This window comes from Dietzia sp. Alg238-R159, assembly GCF_900537145.1.
Classification (GTDB): Bacteria; Actinomycetota; Actinomycetes; order Mycobacteriales; family Mycobacteriaceae; genus Dietzia; species Dietzia kunjamensis.
The window spans coordinates 35,331-60,547 of sequence record NZ_UNRI01000004.1 but is presented as its reverse complement, the minus strand read 5'-3'; the positions used below and the strand labels follow the sequence as shown (position 1 = coordinate 60,547).

Below are 25,217 nucleotides of genomic sequence, written 5' to 3'. Positions count from 1 at the left end.
GGGTCGCGGCGTGCCGGGGGTGCCCCGCGCCGGCGGGTATCTACGGTTGTCAGAGTGAGTCCCCCACGCGTCATCCGGCCCGCTGCGAGACGGTCGCCCGCGGGTGCCCGCTCGTTGTTGTGGACGGCGGCCGCCGCGGCGCTGCCCGTCATCGTCTCCGTATTGGTGCTGGCGGCGCTCACCCTGGCGGTTCTGCTGTTCGCCGCCGACGGATTCGACTCGCTGTTCGCGGTGGTCGCGGTGGAGTGGCTGGTGGTCAACCGGGTGCCGCTGACCGTGGACCGGGTCGAGCTGGGGTTCCTGCCGTTGTTGCCCGCGCTGATCTATGTGGCGGTCCTGGCCCGGCAGACCCGTGCGGTGCTGGCGGACGTCGAGCAGCCGGGCCCGCGCGAGGCGGGTGCGGCGATGGCCGGTGTGACGCTGGCGGGGCTGTTGCTGACCGGGCTGGCGACGCTGCTGGTCGGGTCGGCCGCCTCGGATTTCGCGGTGCGCGAGTCGGCCCTGCCGACGGCGTTGCTGTGGACCGCGGGTGTGGGGATCGTGGGTTCGGGGCTGGGGGTGTGGCTGTACTTCCGTCGCGACCTGCGCGAGATACTGCCGCTGTGGGTGCGCGGGGGGATCCACCTGGGCGCCGCGTTCGTCGCCGCGACGTGGGCCGTCGCGACACTGCTGGTGCTGGTCGGCCTGGTGACGGCATGGGAGCCGGTGGGGTCGGTCCTGGAGATCGGCAAGGGCGTCGTGGGCACGGCCGCGCTCGCGGGCATCTCGGTGGCGTACCTACCCAATGTGGTGATGACGGGGGCCGCGCTCATGGTCGGCGGGGAGGCGCACCTGGGCGAGGCCTCGTACAGCGTGTTCGCGGTGTCCCGGGGGCCGATGCCTGAGGTGCCGTTGGCGGCCGTCCTGCCCACCACCAACCCGCACTGGGTCGTGCAGGGCCTGTTGCTCGTGACGGTGTTCGTGGCGGCCGGGCTCGCGAGGTCGGTCGCGCACTGGTTCCGCACGACGGGCGACGCCGTCAAGGCGACGTGGCTGGCCGCGGGGATCGTGGCCCTGGTGATCGCGGTGAGCCCGGTCATCGCGGGCGGTCGGCTGGGGATGTTGGGCATGGTCGGGACGGGCTCGCTCATCGCGGCGTCGATGGCCCTGGTGCTGTTCGGCATCATCGGGTCGGCGACGATCGCCTTGTCGTTGGCGGGCCTGACTCGGCGCCGCGAGCGGGCCGAGAGCGAACTCGAGCGGCGTCGTCGCCGCGCCGGGACCGCCCCGGTGGTCGAGGACCCGGCGGAGTATCCGGCGGAGTATCCGGTCGAGGACCCGACCGGGAGCGGGGTGGGCGAGGTCGGCGAGGCCAGCACGTCCGGTGTCGAGGACGCTGGTGTCGAGGACGCTGGTGTCGAGCACGCCGGGGTCGACAGCGCCGGGGTCGACGACGAGGTCGCCGCTTCCGACACCGCCGCGGAAGCCGAGGTGGACGCGCAGCCAGACCTCGACCCGGCTGCCGACGAGGACGCGACGGTTGCCGGGGGTCCGCCATCACCGGCGGTGGTCGAGGACCCACGGCCGGCGGAGGAGCAGCCCGCGGAGGGTCAGCCCGCCGAGGATCAGTTCGAGGAGGTCCGGCTCGACGAGGGCGAGCCCGAGGACACCCGGCGTGGGGACACGGTCGCCGACGATGCCGAACCCGGCGATGCACAGTCCGACTCCGACGATCCGACCGGTCTGCCTGCCGAGGGCAGAGGGGCGGCCGACTAGACTCCCAGCCGTGGCCCGCGCTCCCGGTGGGTCTGAGGATCGACGGGTAGGAGAGCCGGACGTGGTCGGTAGCGAGACCCCCAGCGCCTCTCCACCCAGCGCCTCTCCACCCAGCGCCGGCTCCCCTGATGCCGACCCTGTCGGTGCCCGCCGCGTCGTGGTGATGGCGTCCGGTTCCGGGACCCTCGCGCAGAGCGTGCTCGACGCCGCCGACGCCCCCGGCTGCCCGTACCGCATCGTCGCGCTGGTCTCCGACCGCGACTGCGAGGCCGTCGCCAGGGCCGGCCGCGCCGACCTCCCGACGGCCGTCGTCCGGCCCGGCGACCACGCCGACCGCGCCGACTGGGACCGCGCCCTCGCCGACGTGGTGAGCGGGTTCGATCCCGACTGGGTGGTCTCGGCGGGCTTCATGCGCATCCTCGGCGCCGCGTTCCTCGGACGGTTCGACGGTCGCGTGCTCAACACCCACCCGGCGTTGCTGCCGTCGTTCCCCGGCGCCCATGCGGTGCGCGACGCGCTCGCCTACGGGGTGACCGTCACCGGCAGCACCGTCCACCTGGTCGACGCCGGCGTCGACACCGGACCCGTGATCGCCCAGCGTGCCGTCGACGTCCACCCGGACGACACCGAGGCCACCCTCCATGAACGCATCAAAGTCGTCGAGCGCGAGATGCTCGTCGACGTCCTCGCGGCCGCCGCCCGTGGCCGACTCCACATCGAAGGTCGAAAGGTGCACCTAACGTGACCGATTCCCGCAGGCCCGTCCGCCGCGCACTCATCAGCGTCTACGACAAGACCGGGCTCACCGAGCTCGCCCGGGGGCTCGCCGACGCCGGGGTCGAGATCGTCTCCACCGGCTCGACCGCGCAGCGTATCGCCGACGCCGGGGTCGCCGTGACGCCCGTCGACGCGCTGACCGGGTTCCCGGAATGCCTCGAAGGCCGCGTCAAGACCCTCCACCCGCGGGTTCACGCCGGCATCCTCGCCGACACCCGCAAGCCCGAGCACCTCGAGCAGATCGCCGACCTCGGTGTGCAGCCGTTCGAGCTCGTCGTCGTCAACCTCTATCCCTTCACCGACACCGTCGCCTCCGGCGCCGATTACGACGCCTGCGTCGAGCAGATCGACATCGGCGGACCGTCGATGGTCCGCGCGGCCGCGAAGAACCACCCGTCGGTGGCTGTGCTCGTCGACCCCGCCGGATACGGCGAGGCGCTCGAGGCCGTCGCGGCCGGTGGGTTCACCCTCGAGAAGCGCCGCAGTCTGGCCGCCGCCGCGTTCCGCCACACCGGGGCCTACGACGTCGCCGTGGCCACGTGGATGACCGCACAGACCGCGGACGGCGCGGGCGACGGGGCAGCGGGCGGCTCCGGCGAGTTCCCGGTCTGGCAGGGGCAGAGCCTCGACCTCGCCGCCACCCTGCGCTACGGCGAGAACCCGCACCAGAGCGCCGCTCTCTACACCGACGCGGCCGCCGCGCCCGGCCTCGCCCAGGCCACCCAGTTGCACGGCAAGGAGATGAGCTACAACAACTACGTCGACGGCGACGCGGCGTGGCGCTCCGCCTTCGATCACGCCGAGCCGTGCGTGGCGATCATCAAGCACGCCAACCCGTGCGGGATCGCGATCGACGCCGACATCGCGGCCGCCCACCGCGCCGCGCACGAGTGCGACCCCGTCAGCGCGTTCGGTGGTGTGATCGCGGCCAACCGTGAGGTCACCGTGGAGATGGCGGAGCAGGTCGCCGAGATCTTCACCGAGGTGATCATCGCCCCGTCCTACGCGGACGGTGCCGTTGAGATCCTGCAGCGCAAGAAGAACATCCGCATCCTCTCCGCGCAGGCGCCCGCCGAGGGCGAGTTCGAGCGCAAGCAGATCTCCGGCGGCGTGCTGGTCCAGCAACGTGACTCGCTCGACGCGGACGGCGACGTGGTCGCCGGCTGGACCAAGGCGTGCGGCGACGACGCCGACGAGCAGACCCTGCGCGACCTGCTGTTCGCGTGGCGCGCGTGCCGCGCGGTCAAGTCCAACGCCATCCTGCTCGCGCAGTCCGGGGCCACCGTGGGCGTGGGCATGGGCCAGGTCAACCGCGTCGACTCCGCCCGGCTCGCCGTGCAGCGCGCGGGGGAGCGGGTCACCGGGTCGGTCGCCGCGTCGGACGCGTTCTTCCCCTTCGCGGACGGTCTCGAGGTGCTCGCCGAGGCCGGCGTGCGCGCCGTGGTCCAGCCCGGCGGGTCCGTGCGGGACGCCGAGGTGATCGAGGCCGCGGAGAAGGCGGGGATCACCATGTACTTCACCGGCGCCCGGCACTTCTTCCACTGAGACGGGACGTCCGAGATGGCACTGACATGACCGGGACCGGGGCCGCGGGCAGCGGGGTGGGCGAGCAACAGGACGCCGCGGCCCCGCTGACCCCGCGCGCCCGGGCCAAGGCCCGGCGCCGTGACGAGATCCTCGTGGCCGCCGCCCGCCTCATGGCCCGGCGCGGATTCCACGCCGTGCGGCTGGACGACATCGGTGCCGAGGTCGGGATCTCCGGGCCGGGCATGTACCGGTACTTCACCTCCAAGGAGGACGTACTGGCCGAGATGCTGCTCGACATCTCCCGTCGCCTGCGGGACGGCGGGCGGGCGGCGGTCGAGCGGGCCGGCGAGCCGGCGGACGTGCTCGATGCCCTGCTCGGGGTGCACGTGGACTTCGTCGCCACGGAGCCCGATCTCATCAGCGTGCAGTTCCGTGACCTCGGTTCCCTGCCGGCCGCTCCCCGGCACGAGGTGCGCACCCTGCAGCGGGAGTACGCGCAGTTGTGGGTGGACGCCCTCGTGCGGGTGCGTCCGGAGCTCTCGTCGATCGAGGCGCGGGCCCACGTCCACGCGGTGTTCGGGCTCCTCAACTCGAGCCCCCGGCTGCCGGCCATGGCCGAGGCCGACCTTCGGCGCGTGCTCACGGCGATGGCCTCGGCTGCGCTGCGGTCCTGAGCGCCTGCCCGGGTGCTGATCTGCCCCTCGGTTCGCTCGCGCAGATCGACTCGCGCTTTCGATCACGATCCGCCCGCGGGGCCCCGGGGGCGGACCGGATTCCGGAGGGCGGATCGTCTGGGTGGGCTGTATCAGGTGGGCTGAATTGCGCGGGCTGAATCGGGGGGTTCGCCGATCAGGTCAGGGCGGACCGGAGGCGGGCCATCTCCTCCCGGTAGCGCTCGACGTTCGCGAGCTTGACGTGCTCGTAGCCGCGGACCATGTCCGGCAGCTCCGCGAGCGCCACCGCGGTCGCCCGCCAGGTGGCGTCCTTGCCCACCGGGCCCGCGCGCCGCAACTCCGAGGCCAGGTCGGCGACGAGATCCCGGTACCCGGCCAGCAGCTCACGCTCGACGCGGCGGACCTCCGCGTAGCCGAAGAGGTCCATCCGCGTGCCGCGCAGTCGCTTCATCCGGGCCAACGCCTTCATCGCCGGCCTGGCCCGCGGGCCGATCGAGATCTTCTTCTTCATTCCCATCGCGCGCAGCACCGGGGGATGCAACTTCAGTCTGGCCACCGCCCCTTCGCCCCAGTCCTCGTCGAGCTGCGTCGCGAACTGTGGATCCACGGCCAGGCGGGCGACCTCGTACTCGTCCTTGTAGGCCATCACCTTGAACAGGTTGCGGGCCACGGCGAGGCTGAGCTGCTCGGAGGTCGGCCCGGCCGGGTCGCCGTCCTCGAGGGACCCGGCGGCGCGGACCTCCTCTACGCGCCGGACGTAGTCGGCCGCGTACGCCTCGTCCTGGTAGCCGATCAGTTCGTCGACCCGGAGCGCGACCACGTCGCGGAGCTCGTCGGAGGCGTCGGCGTCGAGGTGGGTCAGCAATCGCTCCGCCGCGGGGGAGGGCACGTGCCGGCCCGCCGTGGCCGTTCCGGCCGGGCGGTGCAACCCGGCCGCCAACGCCGCAAGGGCGTTCGGCTCGGCGACCGCCTGCCGGCCGCGACGGAAGGCTTGCAGGTTAGCGTCGACGGCCACCCCGTTGAGCTCGATCGCCCGCTCGATCGACTGCGCCGAGATCGGCAGGGCCCCGCTCTGGTACGCCGCCCCGACCATGAGCATGTTGGCGGTCTGGGTGGACCCGAAGAGCTGCTCGGTGAGCGCCCCCGGGTCGAGGTACAGCCCGCGCGAGGTGGTCGGGTCGATGATCGCCTGGATGTCCGAGGTGGTCGGGTAGTGCTCGGAGGTGTCGATCACCATCTTCCCGGTGGGTATCTGAGTGGTGGACACCACCGCCGTGGTGCGATCGGGAGCGGCCACCTTCAGGTGGGTGCTGTCCGCGCCGACCAGGCCGTCACAGCACAGGTAGAGGTCGCAGTCGCCGGCCCCGATCTTCGGGGGCTGTTCGGTCGGCGTGCGGGTCACGCGGACGTCGGAGACCACCGCGCCGCCCTTCTGGGCGAGCCCGGTCATGTCCAGGGTGCGCGCCGAGTGGCCGTCGAGGACGGCCGCGGTGGCGAGGATCGCCGAGACGGTGACGATGCCGGTGCCACCGATCCCGGTCAGCCGCAGGGAGAAACCGCGGTCGGGCGCGACCCCGGCGCGGGCCGGCTCCGGGATCGCGTCGGCCGCCAGGGCAGGCGCGGACGTCACCCGCCGGGACTTCTCACCGGGGACGACGGTGACGAACGCGGGGCAGTCACCCTCCAGGCACGAGAAGTCGAAGTTACAGGTGGACTGGTCGATCTGCGTCTTCCGACCGAACTCGGTCTCCACCGGATGGACCGACAGGCAGTTGGACTTCCGGCCGCAGTCCCCGCATCCCTCGCAGATGCGCTCGTTGATCACCACCCGCTCGTCCGGCGTGGGATAGGTGCCACGCTTGCGGTGGCGGCGCTTCTCGGCCGCGCAGTACTGGTCGTGCACGAGAACCGTGACCCCCGGGACGGCCGCGAGTTCCCGCTGCACCTCGAGGGTGTCCACCCGGTCGCGGACCTCCACTCCCCTCGGCAGGCCCCGGGACCGGGTCGCCCTGACGTCGTCGGTGGTGACGACGATCCTCGCGACCTTCTCGGCCTGCAGGAGCCGGAGGATCTCGGGCAGGGTCATCTCGCCGACGGGGTCCTGACCGCCGGTCATCGCCACCGTCCCGTTGTAGAGGAGCTTGTAGGTGATGTTGTCGCCGGAGGCCACGGCGGCCCGGAGTGCCAGGGAGGCCGAGTGCATGAAGGTGCCGTCGCCGACGTTCTGCACCATGTGCCGCTCGGTGAGGAACGGCGCCATCCCGGTCCACTGGATCCCCTCGCCGCCCATCTGGGTGACTCCGGTGACGTGGCCGACCTGTTCCTCGTCCATCATGAGCACCATCGCGTGACAGCCGATGCCCCCGCCGACGAGCGTGCCGTCGGCGACCTTGGTCGAGCTGTTGTGGGGGCACCCCGAGCAGAAGTACGGGGTGCGGCTCGTGGCGAGCGGCAGCGCGATCCGGGAACGTCCGCGTCCCGGGCCGTCGAGCCAGGCCCGAGCCGATTCGATTCCGTGGACCGGGCCGAGACGCTGCGCCAGGCCGCGGGTGACGGAATCGACGTCGAGCTCGCCGAACCGGCTGAACAGGGTGGACCCGTCCTCGTGCGCCTTGCCGACCACGTTCGCCACCCCGGGCTTGCGGAACTGGATGTCCCGGATCATGGTCTCGATGAAGTCGCGCTTCTCCTCCACCACGATCACCTCGTCGAGACCGGACATGAACTCGTCGAGGATCGTGCGCTCCACGGGGTAGATCATGCCCAGTTTGAGGATGCGGATCCCGCGGCGGCCCAGCTCGTCGTCGCCGATCCCGAGGCGGCGCAGTGACTCACGGACGTCCAGGTAGGTCTTCCCGGCCGCGACGACGCCGATCCGGTCGTCCGGGGTCGACTGCACGATCCGGTTGAGACGGTTGAGGCGGGCGTACTCCAGCGCGCGGGGAAGGCGGATGGTGAGCTGGTTCTGCTCGAGCTCCATGAGGCTGGCCCCCAGGAGCCGACCGGACGGCACGTGCGGGCTCGTCCCGAGGTCGCCGTACACGGGCAGGATCCGGTCGGGATCGACGAGGGCGGTCGCCGAGGCGTCCGCGACGTGCGCCGAGATCTTCATCGCGGACCACAGGCCGGAGACCCGGGACAGGATCGCGGCGTGGACGCCGAAGTCCAGGACGTCCTGCGGGTCCGCGGGGTAGAGCGTCGGCATGTACAGGTCCGCGAGTGCCAACTCGGACGCGCACGGCACGGTGGAGGACTTGGCGCCCGGATCGTCGCCGACCAGCACCACCGCGCCGCCGTTCGGATCGGTGCCTATCAGGTTGGCGTGCCGCAACGCGTCGGTGGCACGGTCCAGGCCGGGCGCCTTGCCGTACCAGTACCCCACGACCCCCTGGAGGGCGGCACCGCCGGTGTTGGCGGTGGCGCGCAGGGTGCCCGTGCGCCGGGCGAGCTGGGACCCCATCACCGCCGTGGCGCCCGCCTCCTCGTTGAGGGCGGGGCGGTGCACGATGTCGAACGGCCCGAGGAACTCGCGACGCCTGGCCAGTTCGAGGTCGTACCCCGCGAGCGGCGATCCCTCGTAACCGCTGACCAGGCTCGCGGTGAGCAGATTCTGCCTGCGGTCGAGCCGTGCCCGGTCGCGGACCGTCCGGACCAGTGCCTGGATCCCGGAGAGGAAGACCGTGCCGCTCTCGCGCGTGTAGCGATCGGAGAGGGAGAACGATCCGGCGTCCGCTTGCCCGGTCCGCGGCAGGTCGTCATGCGTGCCGTCCGTGGAGTGGAGGAGAGAGGTCATGATCAACACCTGGCCTTCGCGAGACGAACGATGTGCCCCCAGGCTAGGACGAACTGTGAGGCGCGTCACGCGGCCGGTCCGAGATCGAACAGTCTGCACATTCGGGGTCCCGTTTGTGCGTCATGACTGGACCATCTGTCCACCTCGTCGTCGTATACCGTGGACACATGGACCCTTCACCCAACCTGGACGACACCGACCGGCGACTCCTCGACATCGTCCTGTCCGACCCGCGCGTCGGGGTCCGCGAGTTCTCGCGACGACTCGGGGTGGCCAGGGGCACCGCCCAGGCCCGGCTCGACAAGTTGGAGGCGCGCGGTGTGCTCGCCTCGTGGGCGCCGAGGCTCGACCCCGCCGCCCTCGGGTACCCGCTGGGCGCGCTCGTCCACGTCCAGGTGGCGCAGGCCGGGCTTGACGAGACGTGTGCGGGGCTGGCGCAGGTGCGCGAGGTGCTTGAGGTGGTGAGCATCGCCGGCGAGTTCGACGTCGTCTGCCGGGTCGTCGCGCGGGACCACGCCCACCTCGAGGAGGTGTTCAGCGCCATCATCTCCACGCCCGGCGTCCTGCGCACCCGCACCGAGGTGATCCTGCGTCAGCGGGTCGGGCCGCGCGTCACCCAGCTGCTGGGGGAGTGAGCCTCACTCCCAGATCCGGGCGAACGGATGGGCGGCCTCGTACTCCGAGGCCAGCTCCAGCAGGAGCCGGTCCTGCCCCCTGCGGGCGGAGAAGTGCACGCCGACGGGCATCCCGTCCGGCGCGTGACCGGTGGGCAGCGAGACGGCCGGCGATCCCGCGATGTTCTGCAGCGGGGTGAAGGTGACCCAGTTGGAGACCCGCTCGAGGTGGGTCTCGAACGGCAGGTCCGCGTCCAGGTACCCGACCTCCGGGGTCTCGTGGGCGACCACCGGGTTGATGTACACGTCGAGGTCGCCGAACCCCGCGTCGAACTGCCGCCGGGTCCTGGCCAACCGCAGTAGGTGCAGGGGAAGCGAGGCGATGTTCCGTCGGGCCATCCGCGCGAGCCCGACCGTGAAGGGGTCGAGCTCGGAAGGGTCGAAATCGGGGTCGAAGAGCCTGCGCCCGGACGATGACGTGCTCAGCGCGAGCAGCCCCCAGTAGGCGATGAAGTCGTCCCGGAACCCCGTCGGGACGGGAGCCTCGGTCGGCACCACCTCGTGGCCCAGTCCGGCCAGCCGCGCGGCGGTCTCGCGGAGGACCGCCAGGGTCGCGGCATCGGTCGCACCGCCCGCCGGGCTCTGCTCCACGAGTCCGATGCGCAGGCGCCGTGCCGGGGCGGGGGCGACGGGGCCCACTGGGGGGACGCCGACGGGGAGGTGGCTCGCCTCGAACGCGGTGAGGAACGTGGCGGTGTCCCGGACGGACCGGGAGACCACCGACTGCGACACGATGGGGATCGGCATGCCCCGGGAGAATTTCTCGTCGGTGTGCCTACCCCGGCTCGGCTTGAACCCGACCAACCCGGTGACCGCCGCGGGGATCCGGATCGACCCCCCGCCGTCGTTGGCGTGCGCGATCGGCAACGCCCCCGCGGCCACGAGGGCCGCGGAACCACCCGAGGAACCGCCACTGGTGCGGCCGGTGTTCCACGGGTTGCGGGTCACCAGGCCGCCCTGCCGTTCGGTCGCGGCGGTCCAGCCGAACGGGGGCATGGCGGTGATGCCCAGTGGGATCAGGCCGGTGGCGCGGAACGCCCGCGCGTAGTCGCCGTCGTGGAGGGCGGGGGAGTCGGGGACGGCGGGGGAGCCGAGCCGCATCGGGGCGCCCTCGACCTGCACCGCGTCCTTGAAGGCCGACGGCACGCCGGCGAACGGCGAGGACAGGCGCGAGCCCGCGGTCCGGCGTGCGTGCTCGCGGGCCCTGTCGAAGTCGGTGAAGACCAGGGCTCCTAGTTCCGAATCCACCTGCGCGCATCGTTCGATGGCGGCCTCGACGAGCTCGGTCGGTGACACCTCCCCGCCGCGGACCCGCTCGGCGAGGGCGGTGGCGTCGTCGTACCCGAGCGCGTCGTCACGGAAGGCGTGGATCCGTGTCGTGTCGGGATGGCGCCGGACAGAAGCGGTGGCATCGGCGGTGGCATCGGTTGTGGCGTCGGTCACCCCCCCACTGTAGGGCGAGGGGGTGCGAAAATCGGTGGCCCTCTTGACAGGCTCCGCACCGTCGGGCACTTTAGGGGTACCTAAGTAAGGCGAGGGTCACCTAACGCATCGGCGGGCGGGGCCGGTCTCTGGAGGCAATCGATGGCAGCGCACCCGGTCGTGTCGGATCCGATAACCACCGGCGCGCGCCGTCTGCTCGACGGAGCCGGCATCGCGACGGTCGCCGTACGCGGGACCAAGAACCGTTCGGATGTCATGGTCTCCGCCGGCCATCGCTGGATCGGGGAGGGGGCGATCATCGTCACCGGGACCCCGGCCCCCTGGTCCGCACTGATGGTCGCCCCGGGAGAGTCGGTCGAGGTGGTCGTCATGATCGACGAGTTCGCCCCGATCGTCGAGGCCAAGGTCCACGTCGCGAGCCTGTACGGCTTCGGCGTGGCGCCTGCGGCACGGCAGGGTGAGGGCTGGGTGGTCGAGATCGAGATCGAACTCGGCGACCTCGACATCCGCCGACTGGGGCACGAGGGCACCGTCCACGCGGGCTGCCTGGACGCGGTCCCGTCGGACCCCCTGGCATGCGAGGCGCCCGGCCTCGCGGACGAGATCCGGGCGCGCTTCGGCTCTGACTTGGCCATGCTGGCCGGGTCCGCCGACCCGGCGCAGCCGCCGTATGTCCTGGGCGTCGATCCCGACGGCCTGCATCTGCTGACGGCGCTCGGTACCCACGCCGATGTCATCCACCTGCCGTTCCTGACCCGCGCGGAGTGCGTCAACGACGTCGTCCGTGAGATGGGCCAGTACGTGGCCCGCGCCAGCTAGCCTCCCGCGGTAGCGCGGACCGGGCCGATCAGGCCGGGCTGTAGGTGAGGCAATCGGCGGTGTCGGCGCCGGAGCCGATCTCGACGGAGTCCGCCGAGCAGAGCAGGTCCTTGTTGTGGGTGCACTCCACCCGTTGGCAGGCGCCCACGTGTGCGCTGGCGGTGGGTAGTCCGCCGCGGACGTCCAGCGAGATGAAGGTGCCGCACTCGGCGTGATCCGGGGTTCCGGCGACGGTGATGGCGCCCGCGTTGCAGCTCTGCTCGCTGTTGAACGAGCACGCCGTGACGGTGCAGGCGCTGATTCCGGTGAGTGTGGCCATGATGATCGCTCCTCGTATGACGGTGGCGTGGTGTGCCCCAGAGTCAACACCGGATCCCCCCGGCTTGCAAGCAAGTTGAGGCTGTGCTAATTCAGGCCAGCCTAAGCTGCCTACCTGCACGGATGGCGGGAATGGCGGCGTCCCCGTGCGCCTCGTCGGGTCCGCGGAGTGGGTGAGCGCGGGTCCGGGTCCCCGGTGGGTGATCCCGAATCCGGTCTGGACATTTGTGAGGCGCAGCACTATCGTCGATTTCAGTTAATCCGACTTAACTGAAAGGGAGCGGCACTGATGACTTCCGCGACCACCAATCGCCAGGCCCACGAGGAACTTCTCGCCGACCTCCGCGAGCGCCTCGAGCGGGCCGCGCTGGGCGGCGGTGAGAAGGCCCGTGCGCGCCACCTCGAGCGCGGCAAGCTGCTCGCCCGGCAGCGCGTGGACGTGCTGCTCGATCCGGGCAGCCCGTTCCTCGAACTCTCGCCGCTCGCCGCGGAGGAGATGTACGGGGGCAAGGCCCCCGCCGCCGGCGTCGTCGCCGGGATCGGCCGGGTGTCGGGCCGCGAGTGCCTGATCATCGCCAACGACGCGACCGTCTCCGGCGGCACCTACTACCCGATGACGGTGAAGAAGCACCTGCGCGGTCAGGAGGTGGCGCTGGCCAACAACCTGCCGTGCATCTACCTCGTGGACTCCGGCGGCGCGATGCTGCTGCAGCAGGACGAGGTCTTCCCGGACCGCGACCACTTCGGCCGGATCTTCTACAACCAGGCGAACATGTCCGCCAAGGGCATCCCGCAGATCGCCGCGGTCATGGGCTCGTGCACCGCCGGTGGCGCGTACGTCCCCGCGATGAGCGACGAGGCCGTGATCGTCCGGAACCAGGGCACGATCTTCCTCGCCGGCCCGCCGCTGGTGAAGGCCGCGACGGGCGAGGAGGTCACGGCCGAGGAACTCGGTGGCGGCGACCTGCACGCCAAGACCTCCGGTGTGGTGGACCACCTCGCCGACGACGACTATGACGCGCTGATGAAGGTCCGCCGGATCGTGGCGACCTGCCCGCCGGCGCCCGCGCCGGACTGGGAGGTGCTCGAGCCCCGCGAGCCCGTCCGCGCGCAGTCCGACCTGTACGACCTCGTCCCGGTCGACTCGCGCCAGCCCTACGACGTGCGCGACATCATCGGCACGATCGTCGACGGCGGCGAGTACACCGAGTTCAAGGAGAACTACGGCACCTCCATGGTGACCGCGTTCGCCCACATCCACGGGCATCCGGTCGGCATCATCGGCAACAACGGCGTCATCTTCTCGGAGTCCGCGCTCAAGGGCGCCCACTTCATCGAACTGTGCGACCGCCGCAAGATCCCGCTGGTCTTCCTGCAGAACATCACCGGCTTCATGGTGGGCCGGCAGTACGAGGCGGGCGGCATCGCCAAGAACGGCGCCAAGATGGTCACCGCCGTGGCGTGCGCCCGGGTCCCCAAGTTCACCATCGTCGTGGGCGGGTCCTTCGGTGCCGGCAACTACTCCATGTGTGGCCGTGCGTACTCCCCGCGGTTCCTGTGGATGTGGCCCAACGCGAAGATCGCCGTGATGGGCGGGCCCCAGGCGGCCGACACCCTCGCCTCGGTGCGCGCAGCCCAGGTCACCAAGTCGGGCGGGGAGTGGACCGACGAGCAGCAGTCCGAGTTCACCGCACCGATCCGCGAGCAGTTCGAGGAGCAGTCCACCGCGTACTACTCCACGGCCCGCCTGTGGGACGACGGGATCATCGACCCCGCAGACACCCGCACTGTCCTCGGTCTGGCCCTGGCGGCCGCGGCCAACGCCCCCCTCGAGCCGGTCAACAACGGCGTCTTCAGGATGTGAGCAGCCCCATGTCAGAACAACTGTCACAAAAACTCCACACCGTCCTGGTGGCCAACCGCGGGGAGATCGCGTGCCGCGTGATCCGCTCGCTGCGGGCAGCGGGTATCCGCTCGGTCGCCGTCTACTCCGACGCGGACGCCGACGCGCTGCACGTGCGCATGGCCGACGCCGCCGTCCGCCTCGGCCCGGCCCAGGCCTCGCAGTCCTACCTCGACATCGACAAGGTGATCGACGCCTGCCGCCAGACCGGGGCGCAGGCCGTGCACCCGGGCTACGGTTTCCTGTCCGAGAACTCGCGGTTCGCGCGGGCACTCGACGAGGCCGGCCTGATCTTCGTCGGACCGCCGGCCTCGGCGATCGAGACCATGGGCGACAAGATCACCGCCAAGGCGGCGGTGTCCGCACGTGACGTCCCCACCGTGCCCGGGATCTCGCGTCCGGGACTGACCGACGACGATCTGATCGCCGGTGCCGCCGAGGTCGGCTACCCGGTCCTCGTCAAGCCCTCGGCCGGTGGTGGCGGCAAGGGGATGCGCCGCGTCACCGATCCCGCCGATCTGCCGGCGGCACTGGAGTCCTCGCGACGGGAGTCGGCAGGCGCCTTCGGCGACGACACCCTGTTCCTCGAGCGGTTCGTCGACACCCCGCGCCACATCGAGGTGCAGGTCCTGGCCGACACCCACGGCAACGTCATCCACCTGGGCGAGCGGGAGTGCTCGCTGCAGCGCCGTCACCAGAAGGTCATCGAGGAGGCGCCCAGCGCACTGCTCGACGAGGTCACCCGTCAGCGCATTGGTCAGGCGGCCTGCGACGCGGCCCGCTCGGTGGGCTATGTGGGCGCGGGCACGGTGGAGTTCATCGTCTCCGCGCACGCCCCGGACGAGTTCTTCTTCATGGAGATGAACACCCGCCTGCAGGTCGAGCACCCGGTCACCGAGATGGTCACCGGTGTCGACCTGGTCGACTGGCAGGTCCGCATCGCCGCGGGCCAGGAGCTCACCCTGCGCCAGGAGGACATCACCCTCACCGGCCACGCGATCGAGGCCCGCGTCTATGCCGAGGACCCGGCCAAGGGCTTCCTGCCCACCGGCGGCACCGTGGTCGGGCTCGAGGAGCCCTCCGGCGACGGCATCCGCGTGGACTCCGGACTGCGCGTCGGCACGGTCGTCGGCAGCGACTACGACCCGATGCTCGGCAAGGTGATCGCCCACGGGGCGGACCGCGCCGAGGCTCTGGCCCGGCTGGACGCCGCGCTCGCCGGCACCCACGTGCTGGGCCTGCGCACGAACGTCGACTTTTGCCGGTTCCTGCTCTCGCGCCCGGAGGTCGTCTCCGGCGACCTGGACACGGGCCTGCTCGACCGGTCCGTCGACGACTACACCGCGACGCCCGCCCCCGAGGGCGGACTGATCGCCGTGGCCATGCACCGCACCGAGGAGCGCTGGGCCCGGGTGCCCGCGCAACGCCGCGGCCCGTGGGACGTTCCCAACGGGTGGCGCATCGGCGGGCGCGCCGAGGTGTGGACCCGCCTGGACGCCGGCGCCGGGTCCGACGCGGTCACCGTGGGACTGCGGGGGACCCCCGACGACGCCGAGGTGACCATCACCGACGCCACGATCGGCTCCACCGAGGCGCCCGAGGTCTCCTCCCGACATCGTGCGCGGGTCGCCCGGGACGGCGCCTCCCTCCGGCTGACCGTCGACGGCACCCAGCAGCGCTGGACCGTCGTGCGCTCGGCGGACCCCAAGGCCGCCGACACCTTCTGGGTGGCCGGCGACGGCGGGACCTGGGACCTCCGGATGCTCCCGCTCATCGACTCCCGGATCCACGACGCCGGGATGTCTGACGGCCAGATCGTCAGCCCCATGCCCGGGTCGGTCATCGCGTGCTTCGTCGCCGACGGCGACGAGGTCACCGCCGGACAGAACATCCTGGCCGTCGAGGCCATGAAGATGGAACACGCGCTGCCCGCGCCGATCGACGGTGTGGTCCGCGTGCACGTCACCACCGGCGAGCAGGTGCCCGCCGACCACCTGCTCGCGACCGTCGAGCCCCACCCCTCCACCGAGGAATCCGAAGGAGAAGGCAATGCCTGAGTTGGAAGAGCACTACGCCGACCTGAAGTCGACGGTCGCGGACTTCGCCGACAAGGTGGTCGCCCCGGCCTCGGCCGAGCACGATCGCAACCACACCTTCCCGTACGAGGTCGTCGCCCAGATGGGCGACATGGGCCTGTTCGGTCTGCCGTTCCCGGAGGAGTTCGGCGGGATGGGCGGCGACTACTTCGCGTTGTCGCTCGCCCTGGAGGAGCTCGGCCGCGTCGACCAGTCGACCGCCATGACCCTCGAGGCCGGCGTGGGCCTGGGCGCCATGCCCATCTACCACTTCGGCAACGACGAGCAGCGCGCCAAGTGGCTGCCGGACCTGGCCGCCGGCCGCACGCTCGCCGGCTTCGGCCTGACCGAGCCCGGCGCGGGCTCGGACGCCGGCGCCACCAAGACCACCGCGAAGCGTGACGGCGACGAGTGGGTGATCAACGGCAACAAGCAGTTCATCACCAACTCCGGCACCGACATCACCTCGCTGGTCACCGTCACCGCCGTGACCGGTGTCCGCGACAACGGCAAGAAGGCCATCTCGACGATCATCGTCCCGGCCGGCACCCCCGGTTTCACCGCGGAGCCCGCGTACGACAAGGTCGGGTGGAACTCCTCCGACACACACCCGCTGACCTTCGCCGACGCCCGGGTGCCGGCGGAGAACCTCCTCGGCGAGGAGGGGCGCGGGTACGCGAACTTCCTGTCGATCCTCGACGAGGGACGCGTCGCGATCGCCGCCGTGGCCACCGGTGCCGCGCAGGGGTGCGTCGACGAGTCCGTGAAGTACGCCCGTGAGCGCGAGTCCATGGGCCGCAAGATCGGCGAGTTCCAGGCCATCGCGTTCAAGATCGCCCGCATGGAGGCCCGAGCCCACACGGCGCGTTGCGCCTACTACGAGGCCGCGCGACTCATGCTGGCCGGCAAGGAGTTCAAGAAGGAGGCCGCCATCGCCAAGATGATCGCCTCCGAGGCGGCCATGGACAACGCCCGCGACGCCACCCAGATCCACGGTGGCTACGGCTTCATGAACGAGTACCCGGTGGCGCGGCACTACCGCGACTCGAAGATCCTCGAGATCGGCGAGGGCACCACCGAGGTGCAGCTCATGCTCATCGCGCGCGGTCTGGGGCTGTGACGATGTCTGAGCAGCGCAGAGAGGTCGTCCAGCGTGGCCTGTGGTTCGAGGAGTACGAGGTGGGGACCGCCTACCTCCACCGCCCCGGGCGCACGATGACCGAGACGGACAACGTCCTGTTCACCACGCTGACGATGAACACGCAGGCCCTGCACCTGGACGCGGCGTGGTCGGCCGAGCAGCCGGGCTTCGGCGGCGAGCGACTCATGAACTCGATGCACACGCTGTCGACGCTCGTGGGACTGTCGGTCGCCCAGCTCACCCAGGGCACGATCGTGGCGAACCTCGGCTTCTCCGAGGTCAGCTTCCCCAAGCCGGTCCTGCACGGTGACACGCTGTACGCGGAGACCGTGTGCACCGACAAGCGCGAGTCGAAGTCGCGGCCGGGCGAGGGCATCGTGACCCTCGAGCACATCGGCCGCAACCAGCACGGCGACATCGTGGCCAAGGCGGTCCGCAAGACGCTGGTCCGCAAGCGGCCGACGGAGTCGGGCCCGGGCGGGGAGGCCACGGCATGACCCCCGCACCCGCCTGGATCCCGCCCGGCCCGGCACTGTTGTTCTGCCCGGCCGACCGGCCGGAGCGCTACGGTAAGGCCGCCGACCGCGCGGACGTCGTGATCGTCGACCTCGAGGACGCCGTCGCACCGGCGGACCGCCCCGCGGCCCGTGAGGCGCTGCGGGCCTCGACACTCGATCCGGACCGGACGATCGTGCGAGTCAACCCGACCGGCACCGACGACCACGCGGCCGACCTCGAGGCCCTGGCCGACACGGACTACCGCTGCGTGATGCTGGCCAAGACCGAGTCCGCCGCGCAGGTCACGGATCTACACTCGACGACCGGCGCCGCGGTGCTGGCGTTGGTCGAGACCCCGCTCGGCGTCGTCCGCGCGGAGGAGATCGCCGCCGCGCCCGGGTGCGCCGGGATGATGTGGGGCGCCGAGGACCTCCTGGCCGCGATGGGCGGATCGACCAGCCGGTTCTCCTCCGCCGAGGCCGGTGGCCCCCGCGTGGCGGGGGAGTACCGCGACGTGCCCCGTCACGCCCGGGCGCGGGTCGCGCTCGCCGCGGCCGCGTTCGGTCGGTGGGCGGTCGACTCCGTGCACCTGGACATCGCCGACTCCTCCGGTCAGCGCGCCGAGGCGCTCGACGCCGTCGCGCTGGGGTTCGTGGCCACCGCGTGTATCCACCCGTCCCAGGTGGCGGTGGTCCGCGAGGCCTACGCCCCCGACGACGACGAGGTGGCCTGGGCCCGGAAGGTCCTCGCCGCCGCGGAACACAACCAGGGCGTGTTCCGGCTGGACGGTCGCATGGTCGACGGTCCCGTCTTCCGTCAGGCCGAGGCGACGATGCGTCGCGCCGCGGCCGCCGCCACCTGATACCGCAATCCCCATGTCGCGGGCCGTCCGGCCCCACCCCCAAGGAGTACCGAGATGACCACCACCGATCTCGATTCCACACCCCTCGACCCCGCCGGGTCCCACACGCGCGGGGAGACCGACGTCCCCCTGCTCACCCAGACGATCCCCGAGAACCTCGCGGCGACCGTCGAGAGGTTCGGCGACCGCGACGCGCTCGTCGACGTGCAGGCCGACCGGCGGTGGACCTACGCCGAGTTCCTCGCCGACGTGCGCCGACTGGCCTCCGGGCTGCACCGCCTCGGCATCCGTGCGGGCGACCGGGTGGGCATCTGGTCGCCCAACCGGTGGGAGTGGGTGATGGTCCAGTACGCCACCGCCGAGATCGGCGCGGTGCTGGTCAACATCAACCCGTCCTACCGGGTCCACGAGCTGGAGTACGTCCTCAAGCAGGCGGGGATCAAGGCCGTCGTCGCCGCCCCCCAGTTCAAGGATTCCGACTACACCGGGATGCTCGCGCAGGTCCAGCCGAACTGCCCCGACCTCGAGCTGGTCGTGCTCTTCGGCGACGAGGAGTGGGAGTCGCTGGTCTCGGGCCCCACCCACGCCGAGGAACTCGCGTCGATCCGCGCCGCACTGCAGCCGGGCGACCCGATCAACATCCAGTACACCTCCGGCACCACGGGCTTCCCCAAGGGCGCCACGCTCTCGCACTCGAACATCCTCAACAACGGGTACTTCGTCGGCGAGCTCGTCAACTACACGGAGGTCGACCGGGTGTGCATCCCGGTGCCCTTCTACCACTGCTTCGGCATGGTGATGGGCAACCTCGCGTGCACCAGCCACGGATCGGCCATGGTCATCCCCGCGCCCGCGTTCGACCCCGCGGCGTCGCTGCGCGCGGTGGAGCAGGAGAAGTGCACGAGTCTCTACGGCGTACCCACGATGTTCATCGCCGAGCTCGCGCTGGAGGATTTCGACTCCTACGACCTGTCCACGCTGCGTACCGGGATCATGGCCGGCTCGCCGTGCCCCGAATCCACCATGCGGCAGGTGATCGACAGGATGAACATGGAGGAGGTCTCCATCTGCTACGGCATGACCGAGACCTCGCCGGTGTCCACCCAGACCCGTCGGGACGATTCGCTGGACCGGCGCGTGTCCACGGTCGGCCGGGTCGGGCCGCACCTCGAGATCAAGATCGTCGACCCGTCGACCGGCGCCACACTGCCGCGCGGCGAGGCCGGCGAGTTCTGCACGAAGGGCTACAGCGTCATGCTGGGCTACTGGGACCAGCCGGACAAAACCGCCGAGGCGATCGACCCCGAGGGCTGGATGCACACCGGTGACATCGGGGAGATGGACTCGGGCGGTTACGTCCGCATCACCGGCCGCATCAAGGACATGGTCATCCGCGGTGGCGAGAACATCTACCCGCGGGAGGTCGAGGAGTTCCTCTACACCCACCCGGACATCCTCGACGCCCAGGTGATCGGCGTGCCCGACCCGAAATACGGCGAGGAGCTCATGGCCTGGGTCCGGCTCAAGCCGGGACGCGACGATCTCACGGCCGAGGAGGTCCGCGAGTTCGCCACCGGCAAGCTCGCCCGCCACAAGATCCCGAAGTACGTCCACGTGGTCGACGAGTTCCCCATGACCGTCACCGGCAAGGTCCGCAAGGTCGACATGCGCAAGAGTGCGATCGAGATCCTCGGCATCGCCTGACTGCCCCCACACCCAAGGAGTGCGTGTATGTCCAGCAAGATCATGACCGCGGCCGAGGCCGTCGCGGACATCCCCGACGGGGCGTCGATCGCCGCCGGCGGGTTCGGCCTGAGCGGGATCCCGCAGATCGTGATCGAGGCCCTCGCCGCCCGCGACGTCGGGGACTTCGAGGTGTTCTCCAACAACGCCGGCGTCGACGGCAAGGGCCTCGGCATCCTGCTGGAGAGCGGCAAACTCCGGCGCATCGTCTCCTCCTACGTCGGGGAGAACAAGGAGTTCGCCCGCCAGTACCTGTCCGGTGAGCTCGAGGTGGAGCTCACCCCGCAGGGCACGCTCGCCGAGCGGATGCGTGCGGGAGGGTCCGGCATCGGGGCGTTCTTCACCCGAACCGGCGTCGGCACGTTCGTCGCCGACGGCGGCATGCCGTGGAAGTACGACTCGGCCGGCGGGATCGCGGTGGCCTCCCCGCCCAAGGAGACCCGCGAGATCCGCGGCGAGACCTACGTGCTGGAGCAGGCCATCGAGGCCGACTACTCGCTGGTGCGCGCCGCCGTGGCCGACCGCAACGGCAACCTCCGGTTCAACCTCACGGCCCGCAACTTCTCGCCGCTCGCGGCGATGGCCGGCCGCGTGTGCATCGTGGAGGCCGAGAAGATCGTCGAGGTCGGGGAACTCGCGCCCGACGACATCCACCTCCCGGGCATCTTCGTCCACCGGCTGGTGGAACTGACCCCGGAGCAGGTCGCCCAGACCAAGTGGATCGAGAAGACCACCACCAACCCGCCCTCGGAAGGACAGCGCTGATGAGCAGGATCGGACGCGACCGCAAGGCCATGGCCGCCCGCGCGGCCCTGGAGCTGGAGGACGGCCAGTACGTCAACCTCGGGATCGGCCTGCCGACCCTGGTCCCCAACTACGTCCCCGAGGGCGTCAACGTCACCCTGCAGTCCGAGAACGGGCTGCTGGGCATCGGGCCGTACCCGCACCCCGACGACGTCGACCCGGACCTCATCAACGCCGGCAAGGAGACCGTCACGACCCTGCCGGGGTCGGCGATCTTCGACTCGGCGATGAGCTTCGGCATGATCCGCTCGGGCAAGATCGACGTGGCGATCCTCGGCGCGATGGAGGTCAACCCGGCCGGTGACATCGCCAACTGGATGGTCCCCGGCGCGATGGTCAAGGGCATGGGCGGCGCGATGGACCTCGTGGTGGGCGCCCGCCGGATCGTCGTGGTCATGGACCAGGTCGCCAAGGACGGTTCCTCCAAGATCGTCTCCGAGATCTCCCTGCCGCTCACCGGCCTGGGCTGCGTCAACCGGATCATCACCGAGCTGGGCGTGTTCGACCGGGACGCCGACGGGCTGACCCTCATCGAGATCGTCGACGGGGTGACCGTCGAGCAGATCGAGGCGGCCACCGACGCGCCGTTCCGGGTGGCCGAGCACCTCAGGTGACCCCGCCGCCGCCGGCGCCGCCCGGCCTCTGGACCACACCGGTCCGGGGCCGGGCGGCATTGTCGGCGTTGGCGTGGGTCCTCGTGTACGGGGCCGCCCTCGTCGTCGTCGTCCTCCTCGGCCTGGTCACCGCACGGTCCCTCGGGGCCGGCCGCCCCGATACCGCGCTCCTCGCCCTGGTCGTCCTCGCCGGCACCGCCGTGGCCGCGCTGCTCGCGGTGCGGATCCACCTCCTGCGTCGGCGCGGTCTCGGGTGGGCGGACGTCGGCCTCCGGCCACCGGACCGCTCACCCTGGCACCTTGCGTGGCAGATCCCCGCGGTGATGGCGGCCGGCGTCACCGCCTCGATGATCGTGCTCATCCCCCTGGGGGCGGGCGCCGAGTCGACGGGGGATGAGGCCGATGCGGCGATCGCGGACCTGGCGGCCGGCGGGCCGGTGTTCGCCGTCCTCGGGCTGCTGACCGTCGCCGTGCTCGTCCCGGTGGCGGAGGAGGTCGTGTTCCGCGGCATCGTGCTGCCGGCCCTGCGGGCGCGGCTGCGGGCCGTCGCGGGGATCCTGCTCGCCGGGGCGGTGTTCGCCGCCGTGCACCTGCTGCCCCCGGCGCTGCCCTACCTGCTGGTGGTGGGGATCTCGCTGTGCGCGATGGCCGAGTGGTACCGGTCGATCGTGCCCGGCATCGTGCTCCACGGCGTCAACAACGCGGTCGTGTTCGCCGGGGTCATCGCCGCCGGGTCAGGCCAGTAGCGCGGAGACCAGCAGGAGGACCGGCAGCGCGCCGAGGGTGGTGAGGACGGCGGAGTCCCGGGCCAGCAGAGTCCCGTGTCCGTATCGGGTCGCGACCACGAGGACGTTCTGCGCGGTGGGCAGCGCGGCGGCGACCACCACGGTGAGGAGCTCGTGGCCCCGCATCCCCATGAGCCCGGCGCCGATGGCGTACGCGAGCACGGGGTGGGCGACGAGTTTGAGTGCGCTCGCGAGGAAGATCTCCCGGCGGGGCGAGGCGCCGGCCTCGAGGACCTTCACCCCGTAGAGCGACATGCCGAACACCAGCAGGGCGCCGGGGACGGAGATCTGGCCGACCAGGTGCACGGGCTCCAGGAGAGTCTCGGGCGGCGTCCAGGGCAGGGCGGCGACGACGACGCCCGCGAGCGCGGCGAGGACGATCGGGGTGCGGACCGACTGCAGTAGCGCACCGAGCGCGCCCCCGTCCCCGCCGCCGTCCGACCCCTCGGCCCGCGCGGCCCGCTCCAGCACGGCGATGGCGACCGGTTGTAGGACCACCACCTGGAAGAGCAGCAGCGGCATGACGAACCCGAGGTCCCCGAGGACGTACAGCGCGATGGGGATTCCGAGGTTGGCGGAGTTGACGTAGCCGGCGGACAGGGCACCCACCACGAGGTCCGCCGCCGGGCGCTTGAGCCACAGCCGGGCGATCGCCACGTACAGGACCGCGACGATGATCGCCGACACCGCGGACACCACGAACACGCCGGTGAAGACCTGGTCGAGGGTGGTGCGGGCGAGGGAGTCGAACAGCAGTGCCGGGGTGGCGACGTAGAAGACGAGCCGGTTGAGCACCAGCCGTGCGTCCGTACCGAGAACCAGGGTGCGGGCGAGGATCCAGCCCAGCGCGACCAGCGCGACGATGACGGCGAAGCCGTTGAGGACGCCGGCCACGGGTGGACTCCTGGTGTCGGGGAGGGGAGGGGGAGAGGGGAGCGGTAGGCGCGGTAACGCCGATCGGGGTCGCGCACTCCTGCGTGAGGAGGCACGACCCCGATCGGGTTGCTGTTGCCTGAGTCGGCGGCTAGAGGCCGCAGGCGGGACGGGCGGTCCGGTTCACCCGCGCCGAGTGGTGACTCAGCGGCTGGTGAACGGCAGCAGGGCCATCTCGCGGGCGTTCTTGACCGCGACGGCGACCTGACGCTGCTGCTGCGGCGTGAGGCCGGTGACCCGACGCGAACGGATCTTGCCGCGATCGGAGATGAACGTACGGAGGGTGTTGACGTCCTTGTAGTCGACCGTCTCGATACCCGCCACCTTCAACGGGTTCTTCTTGGGTCGACGGCCCTCCTGGGCGCGGATCTTCTTGGACGGGGTGCTACGTGCTTTAGCCATGGTTACCTACTCACCAACTCGACTTCGTGACACCGGGCAACTCGCCACGGTGGGCCATCTCGCGCATGCGGACGCGGGAGAGGCCGAACTTGCGGAGGTAGCCGCGGGGGCGACCGTCGGCGACGTCGCGGTTACGCACCCGCACGGGCGAGGCGTCACGCGGCATCTTGTTGAGAGCGGTCTGGGCATCCATACGTGCCTCGTCCGTGCTCTCGGGGTTCTTGATGATTGCCTTGAGCTCGGCGCGACGCTCGGCGAACCGGGCGACCTTGGCCTTGCGCTGCTCGTTGCGCGCGATCTTGGACTTCTTGGCCACGAGTCAGCGCTCCTCTCGGAATTCGACGTGCTTACGGACGACCGGGTCGAACTTCTTGAGGACGATGCGGTCCGGATTGTTGCGACGGTTCTTGCGGGTCACGTAGGTGAACCCGGTCCCGGCCGTGGACTTGAGCTTGATGATGGGTCGAACGTCGTTACGTGCCATCTCAGATCTTCTCCCCACGGGCGCGGATACGGGCCACGACGGCCTCGATGCCATCGCGGTCGATGGTCTTGATGCCCTTGGTCGAGACCGTCAGCGTGATGCGACGACCCTCGGAGGGCACGAAGTAGCTACGGCGCTGGATGTTCGGGTTCCAGCGACGGTTGGTCCTGCGGTGTGAGTGCGAGACGGACTTGCCGAAACCCGGCTTCCGTCCCGTTACCTGGCAATGCGCCGACATGGCGTGGTTCTCCTTCCGCCCCGTCCTGCGGTGGCGCGCGGCGGAGGAGGCACCCTCGGTCGGCCTGGGCCGTACGGGGGCTTACCGCCACGTCGCGAGCACCGTGAGAGGCGATAGCAAACGTGCAGACAACAGCGATGGTCTAGTTTACGGCCCGACCGCGTGAAACGGTAATCGGCACGTCAGTGGGCATAAAGGCGGCCGCAGCGGCTCCGGCGGCCGGATGTCCGCGGCGCACGAATTGGGTGCCCGGCCATCCTACGGGTACGATCTACCGATGCGTGTGCTGACACCGGGATCCCCGGTTCGGCCACTGGCAATTGCGCGCTCTTGCAGGAGCGAGCGCCAGACCCACAGACTTCTACCGAGCTAGAGGGATCCAGTATGAAGAACGACATTCACCCCGACTACCACCCGGTGGTCTTCCAAGACTCGGGCACGGGCACCAAGTTCCTCACCCGTTCCACCGCGACCAGCAGCCGCACGGTCGAGTGGGAGGACGGTCAGACGTACCCGCTCATCGTCGTGGACGTGACCAGCGAGTCGCACCCGTTCTGGACCGGCGCGCAGCGCGTCATGGACACCGCCGGCCGCGTCGAGAAGTTCCAGCGTCGCTACGGCAACCGCACCCGCCGCAAGTGAGCAGCGGGGCGTCCGCGCCCCGACCACCCTCCTAGACCCCGAGGACGATAATCATGGCAGTTCCGAAGCGCCGCCTCTCGCGTGCCAACACCCACTCCCGCCGGTCCCAGTGGAAGGCCGACAACGTCGCCCTCCAGGAGACCAAGATCGACGGCCGCCCCGTGGCGCTGCCGCGTCGTCTGGTCAAGGCCGCTCAGCTCGGCCTGGTCAACCTCGACCGCTGAGCCGCGTCGGCTGCCGCCCCCGGGGCGCAGCTGAGCACGGCGGCGCCGCGGGCGCCGCACGCACACGCCCGGTCACGAGCCCGACGGGT

At 70.9% G+C, this 25,217-nt stretch carries 25 protein-coding genes; 17 read left to right on the top strand and 8 right to left on the bottom strand.

What is annotated here, in order from left to right; all coding sequences use genetic code 11:
• The first annotated feature begins 54 nt into the window (after positions 1-54).
• From G6R20_RS11390 to G6R20_RS11375, 4 genes are all read left to right on the top strand, one after another.
• Entirely contained in the window at positions 55-1,755 is a 1,701-nt protein-coding gene (locus tag G6R20_RS11390) for a DUF6350 family protein (protein WP_240341417.1), read from the top strand.
• A gap of 163 nt (positions 1,756-1,918) precedes the next feature.
• Entirely contained in the window at positions 1,919-2,500 is a 582-nt protein-coding gene (purN, locus tag G6R20_RS11385; protein WP_067717350.1) for a phosphoribosylglycinamide formyltransferase, read from the top strand.
• Positions 2,497-4,077 carry a bifunctional phosphoribosylaminoimidazolecarboxamide formyltransferase/IMP cyclohydrolase gene (gene purH / locus G6R20_RS11380; RefSeq protein ID WP_163376493.1) on the top strand — a complete coding sequence of 527 codons (1,581 nt, stop codon included), beginning with the start codon at positions 2,497-2,499 and terminating at the stop codon, positions 4,075-4,077. Before purN ends, purH begins: the two co-directional genes overlap by 4 nt.
• A 26-nt stretch (positions 4,078-4,103) precedes the next feature.
• Positions 4,104-4,733, top strand: coding sequence for a TetR/AcrR family transcriptional regulator (locus G6R20_RS11375; RefSeq protein WP_163376492.1), 630 nt, complete (start codon positions 4,104-4,106; stop codon positions 4,731-4,733).
• A gap of 175 nt (positions 4,734-4,908) precedes the next feature.
• On the opposite strand, the gene G6R20_RS11370 is transcribed toward G6R20_RS11375, so the two are convergent.
• Positions 4,909-8,526, bottom strand: a complete 3,618-nt coding sequence (locus G6R20_RS11370) for an indolepyruvate ferredoxin oxidoreductase family protein (RefSeq protein ID WP_163376491.1) — start codon at positions 8,524-8,526, stop codon at positions 4,909-4,911.
• 167 nt (positions 8,527-8,693) lie between these two features.
• Here G6R20_RS11370 and G6R20_RS11365 point away from each other — a divergent pair, with 167 nt between their 5' ends.
• Positions 8,694-9,161 (top strand): Lrp/AsnC family transcriptional regulator, encoded by a 468-nt coding sequence (locus G6R20_RS11365; protein WP_163376490.1) that lies wholly within the window; start codon positions 8,694-8,696, stop codon positions 9,159-9,161.
• Positions 9,162-9,164: 3 nt separating this feature from the next.
• On the opposite strand, the gene G6R20_RS11360 is transcribed toward G6R20_RS11365, so the two are convergent.
• A complete protein-coding gene (locus G6R20_RS11360; protein WP_163376489.1) occupies positions 9,165-10,643 on the bottom strand; it encodes an amidase in 1,479 nt (492 codons plus the stop codon).
• A gap of 141 nt (positions 10,644-10,784) precedes the next feature.
• Here G6R20_RS11360 and G6R20_RS11355 point away from each other — a divergent pair, with 141 nt between their 5' ends.
• Positions 10,785-11,462, top strand: a complete 678-nt coding sequence (locus tag G6R20_RS11355; RefSeq protein WP_163376488.1) for a hypothetical protein — start codon at positions 10,785-10,787, stop codon at positions 11,460-11,462.
• A 28-nt stretch (positions 11,463-11,490) separates the two neighbouring features.
• On the opposite strand, the gene G6R20_RS11350 is transcribed toward G6R20_RS11355, so the two are convergent.
• The gene (locus tag G6R20_RS11350) at positions 11,491-11,781 is read right to left on the bottom strand and encodes a DUF1540 domain-containing protein (RefSeq protein ID WP_067713210.1); all 291 of its coding nucleotides are present in this window, start codon (positions 11,779-11,781) and stop codon (positions 11,491-11,493) included.
• 288 nt (positions 11,782-12,069) lie between these two features.
• Between G6R20_RS11350 and G6R20_RS11345 the strand changes: the two genes are divergently transcribed.
• Genes G6R20_RS11345 through G6R20_RS11305 form a run of 9 tightly spaced genes read left to right on the top strand, consistent with a single transcriptional unit; the run spans position 12,070 to position 22,166 of the window.
• Positions 12,070-13,644: a carboxyl transferase domain-containing protein gene (locus G6R20_RS11345; RefSeq protein WP_163376487.1), complete on the top strand. Its 1,575-nt coding sequence runs from the start codon at positions 12,070-12,072 to the stop codon at positions 13,642-13,644.
• 8 nt (positions 13,645-13,652) lie between these two features.
• The gene (locus tag G6R20_RS11340; RefSeq protein WP_163376486.1) at positions 13,653-15,740 is read left to right on the top strand and encodes a biotin carboxylase N-terminal domain-containing protein; all 2,088 of its coding nucleotides are present in this window, start codon (positions 13,653-13,655) and stop codon (positions 15,738-15,740) included.
• Positions 15,733-16,878 (top strand): acyl-CoA dehydrogenase family protein, encoded by a 1,146-nt coding sequence (locus G6R20_RS11335; protein WP_163376485.1) that lies wholly within the window; start codon positions 15,733-15,735, stop codon positions 16,876-16,878. Before G6R20_RS11340 ends, G6R20_RS11335 begins: the two co-directional genes overlap by 8 nt.
• A 2-nt stretch (positions 16,879-16,880) precedes the next feature.
• Positions 16,881-17,396, top strand: coding sequence for a MaoC family dehydratase (locus G6R20_RS11330; RefSeq protein ID WP_154828353.1), 516 nt, complete (start codon positions 16,881-16,883; stop codon positions 17,394-17,396).
• A complete protein-coding gene (locus G6R20_RS11325) occupies positions 17,393-18,259 on the top strand; it encodes a CoA ester lyase (protein ID WP_163376484.1) in 867 nt (288 codons plus the stop codon). The genes G6R20_RS11330 and G6R20_RS11325 overlap by 4 nt, the downstream gene beginning before the upstream one ends.
• Before the next feature lie 54 nt (positions 18,260-18,313).
• Positions 18,314-19,963: an AMP-binding protein gene (locus tag G6R20_RS11320; protein ID WP_163376483.1), complete on the top strand. Its 1,650-nt coding sequence runs from the start codon at positions 18,314-18,316 to the stop codon at positions 19,961-19,963.
• A 27-nt stretch (positions 19,964-19,990) separates the two neighbouring features.
• Positions 19,991-20,767, top strand: a complete 777-nt coding sequence (locus G6R20_RS11315; RefSeq protein ID WP_067713235.1) for a CoA transferase subunit A — start codon at positions 19,991-19,993, stop codon at positions 20,765-20,767.
• Positions 20,767-21,420 (top strand): 3-oxoacid CoA-transferase subunit B, encoded by a 654-nt coding sequence (locus tag G6R20_RS11310; protein ID WP_132061590.1) that lies wholly within the window; start codon positions 20,767-20,769, stop codon positions 21,418-21,420. The genes G6R20_RS11315 and G6R20_RS11310 overlap by 1 nt, the downstream gene beginning before the upstream one ends.
• A complete protein-coding gene (locus tag G6R20_RS11305) occupies positions 21,417-22,166 on the top strand; it encodes a type II CAAX endopeptidase family protein (RefSeq protein ID WP_163376482.1) in 750 nt (249 codons plus the stop codon). Before G6R20_RS11310 ends, G6R20_RS11305 begins: the two co-directional genes overlap by 4 nt.
• On the opposite strand, the gene G6R20_RS11300 is transcribed toward G6R20_RS11305, so the two are convergent.
• The 5 genes from G6R20_RS11300 to rpmB all read right to left on the bottom strand — a co-directional run bounded on the left by G6R20_RS11300 (position 22,155) and on the right by rpmB (position 24,262).
• Complete coding sequence (locus G6R20_RS11300; protein WP_163376481.1) at positions 22,155-23,099, bottom strand: AEC family transporter; 945 nt, start codon at positions 23,097-23,099, stop codon at positions 22,155-22,157. The two genes, G6R20_RS11305 and G6R20_RS11300, sit on opposite strands and share 12 nt — an antisense overlap.
• A gap of 183 nt (positions 23,100-23,282) precedes the next feature.
• A complete protein-coding gene (gene rpsR, locus G6R20_RS11295; protein ID WP_007632792.1) occupies positions 23,283-23,540 on the bottom strand; it encodes a 30S ribosomal protein S18 in 258 nt (85 codons plus the stop codon).
• A 10-nt stretch (positions 23,541-23,550) separates the two neighbouring features.
• The gene (gene rpsN / locus G6R20_RS11290; RefSeq protein ID WP_017836289.1) at positions 23,551-23,856 is read right to left on the bottom strand and encodes a 30S ribosomal protein S14; all 306 of its coding nucleotides are present in this window, start codon (positions 23,854-23,856) and stop codon (positions 23,551-23,553) included.
• Positions 23,857-23,859: 3 nt separating this feature from the next.
• Complete coding sequence (gene rpmG, locus G6R20_RS11285; protein WP_017836290.1) at positions 23,860-24,024, bottom strand: 50S ribosomal protein L33; 165 nt, start codon at positions 24,022-24,024, stop codon at positions 23,860-23,862.
• Position 24,025: 1 nt separating this feature from the next.
• Entirely contained in the window at positions 24,026-24,262 is a 237-nt protein-coding gene (gene rpmB, locus G6R20_RS11280; RefSeq protein ID WP_163376480.1) for a 50S ribosomal protein L28, read from the bottom strand.
• A gap of 384 nt (positions 24,263-24,646) precedes the next feature.
• Between rpmB and G6R20_RS11275 the strand changes: the two genes are divergently transcribed.
• Both G6R20_RS11275 and rpmF read left to right on the top strand, forming a co-directional pair.
• A complete protein-coding gene (locus G6R20_RS11275) occupies positions 24,647-24,904 on the top strand; it encodes a type B 50S ribosomal protein L31 (protein WP_067713246.1) in 258 nt (85 codons plus the stop codon).
• A gap of 53 nt (positions 24,905-24,957) precedes the next feature.
• Complete coding sequence (rpmF, locus tag G6R20_RS11270; RefSeq protein ID WP_067713249.1) at positions 24,958-25,128, top strand: 50S ribosomal protein L32; 171 nt, start codon at positions 24,958-24,960, stop codon at positions 25,126-25,128.
• Positions 25,129-25,217 lie beyond the last annotated feature (89 nt).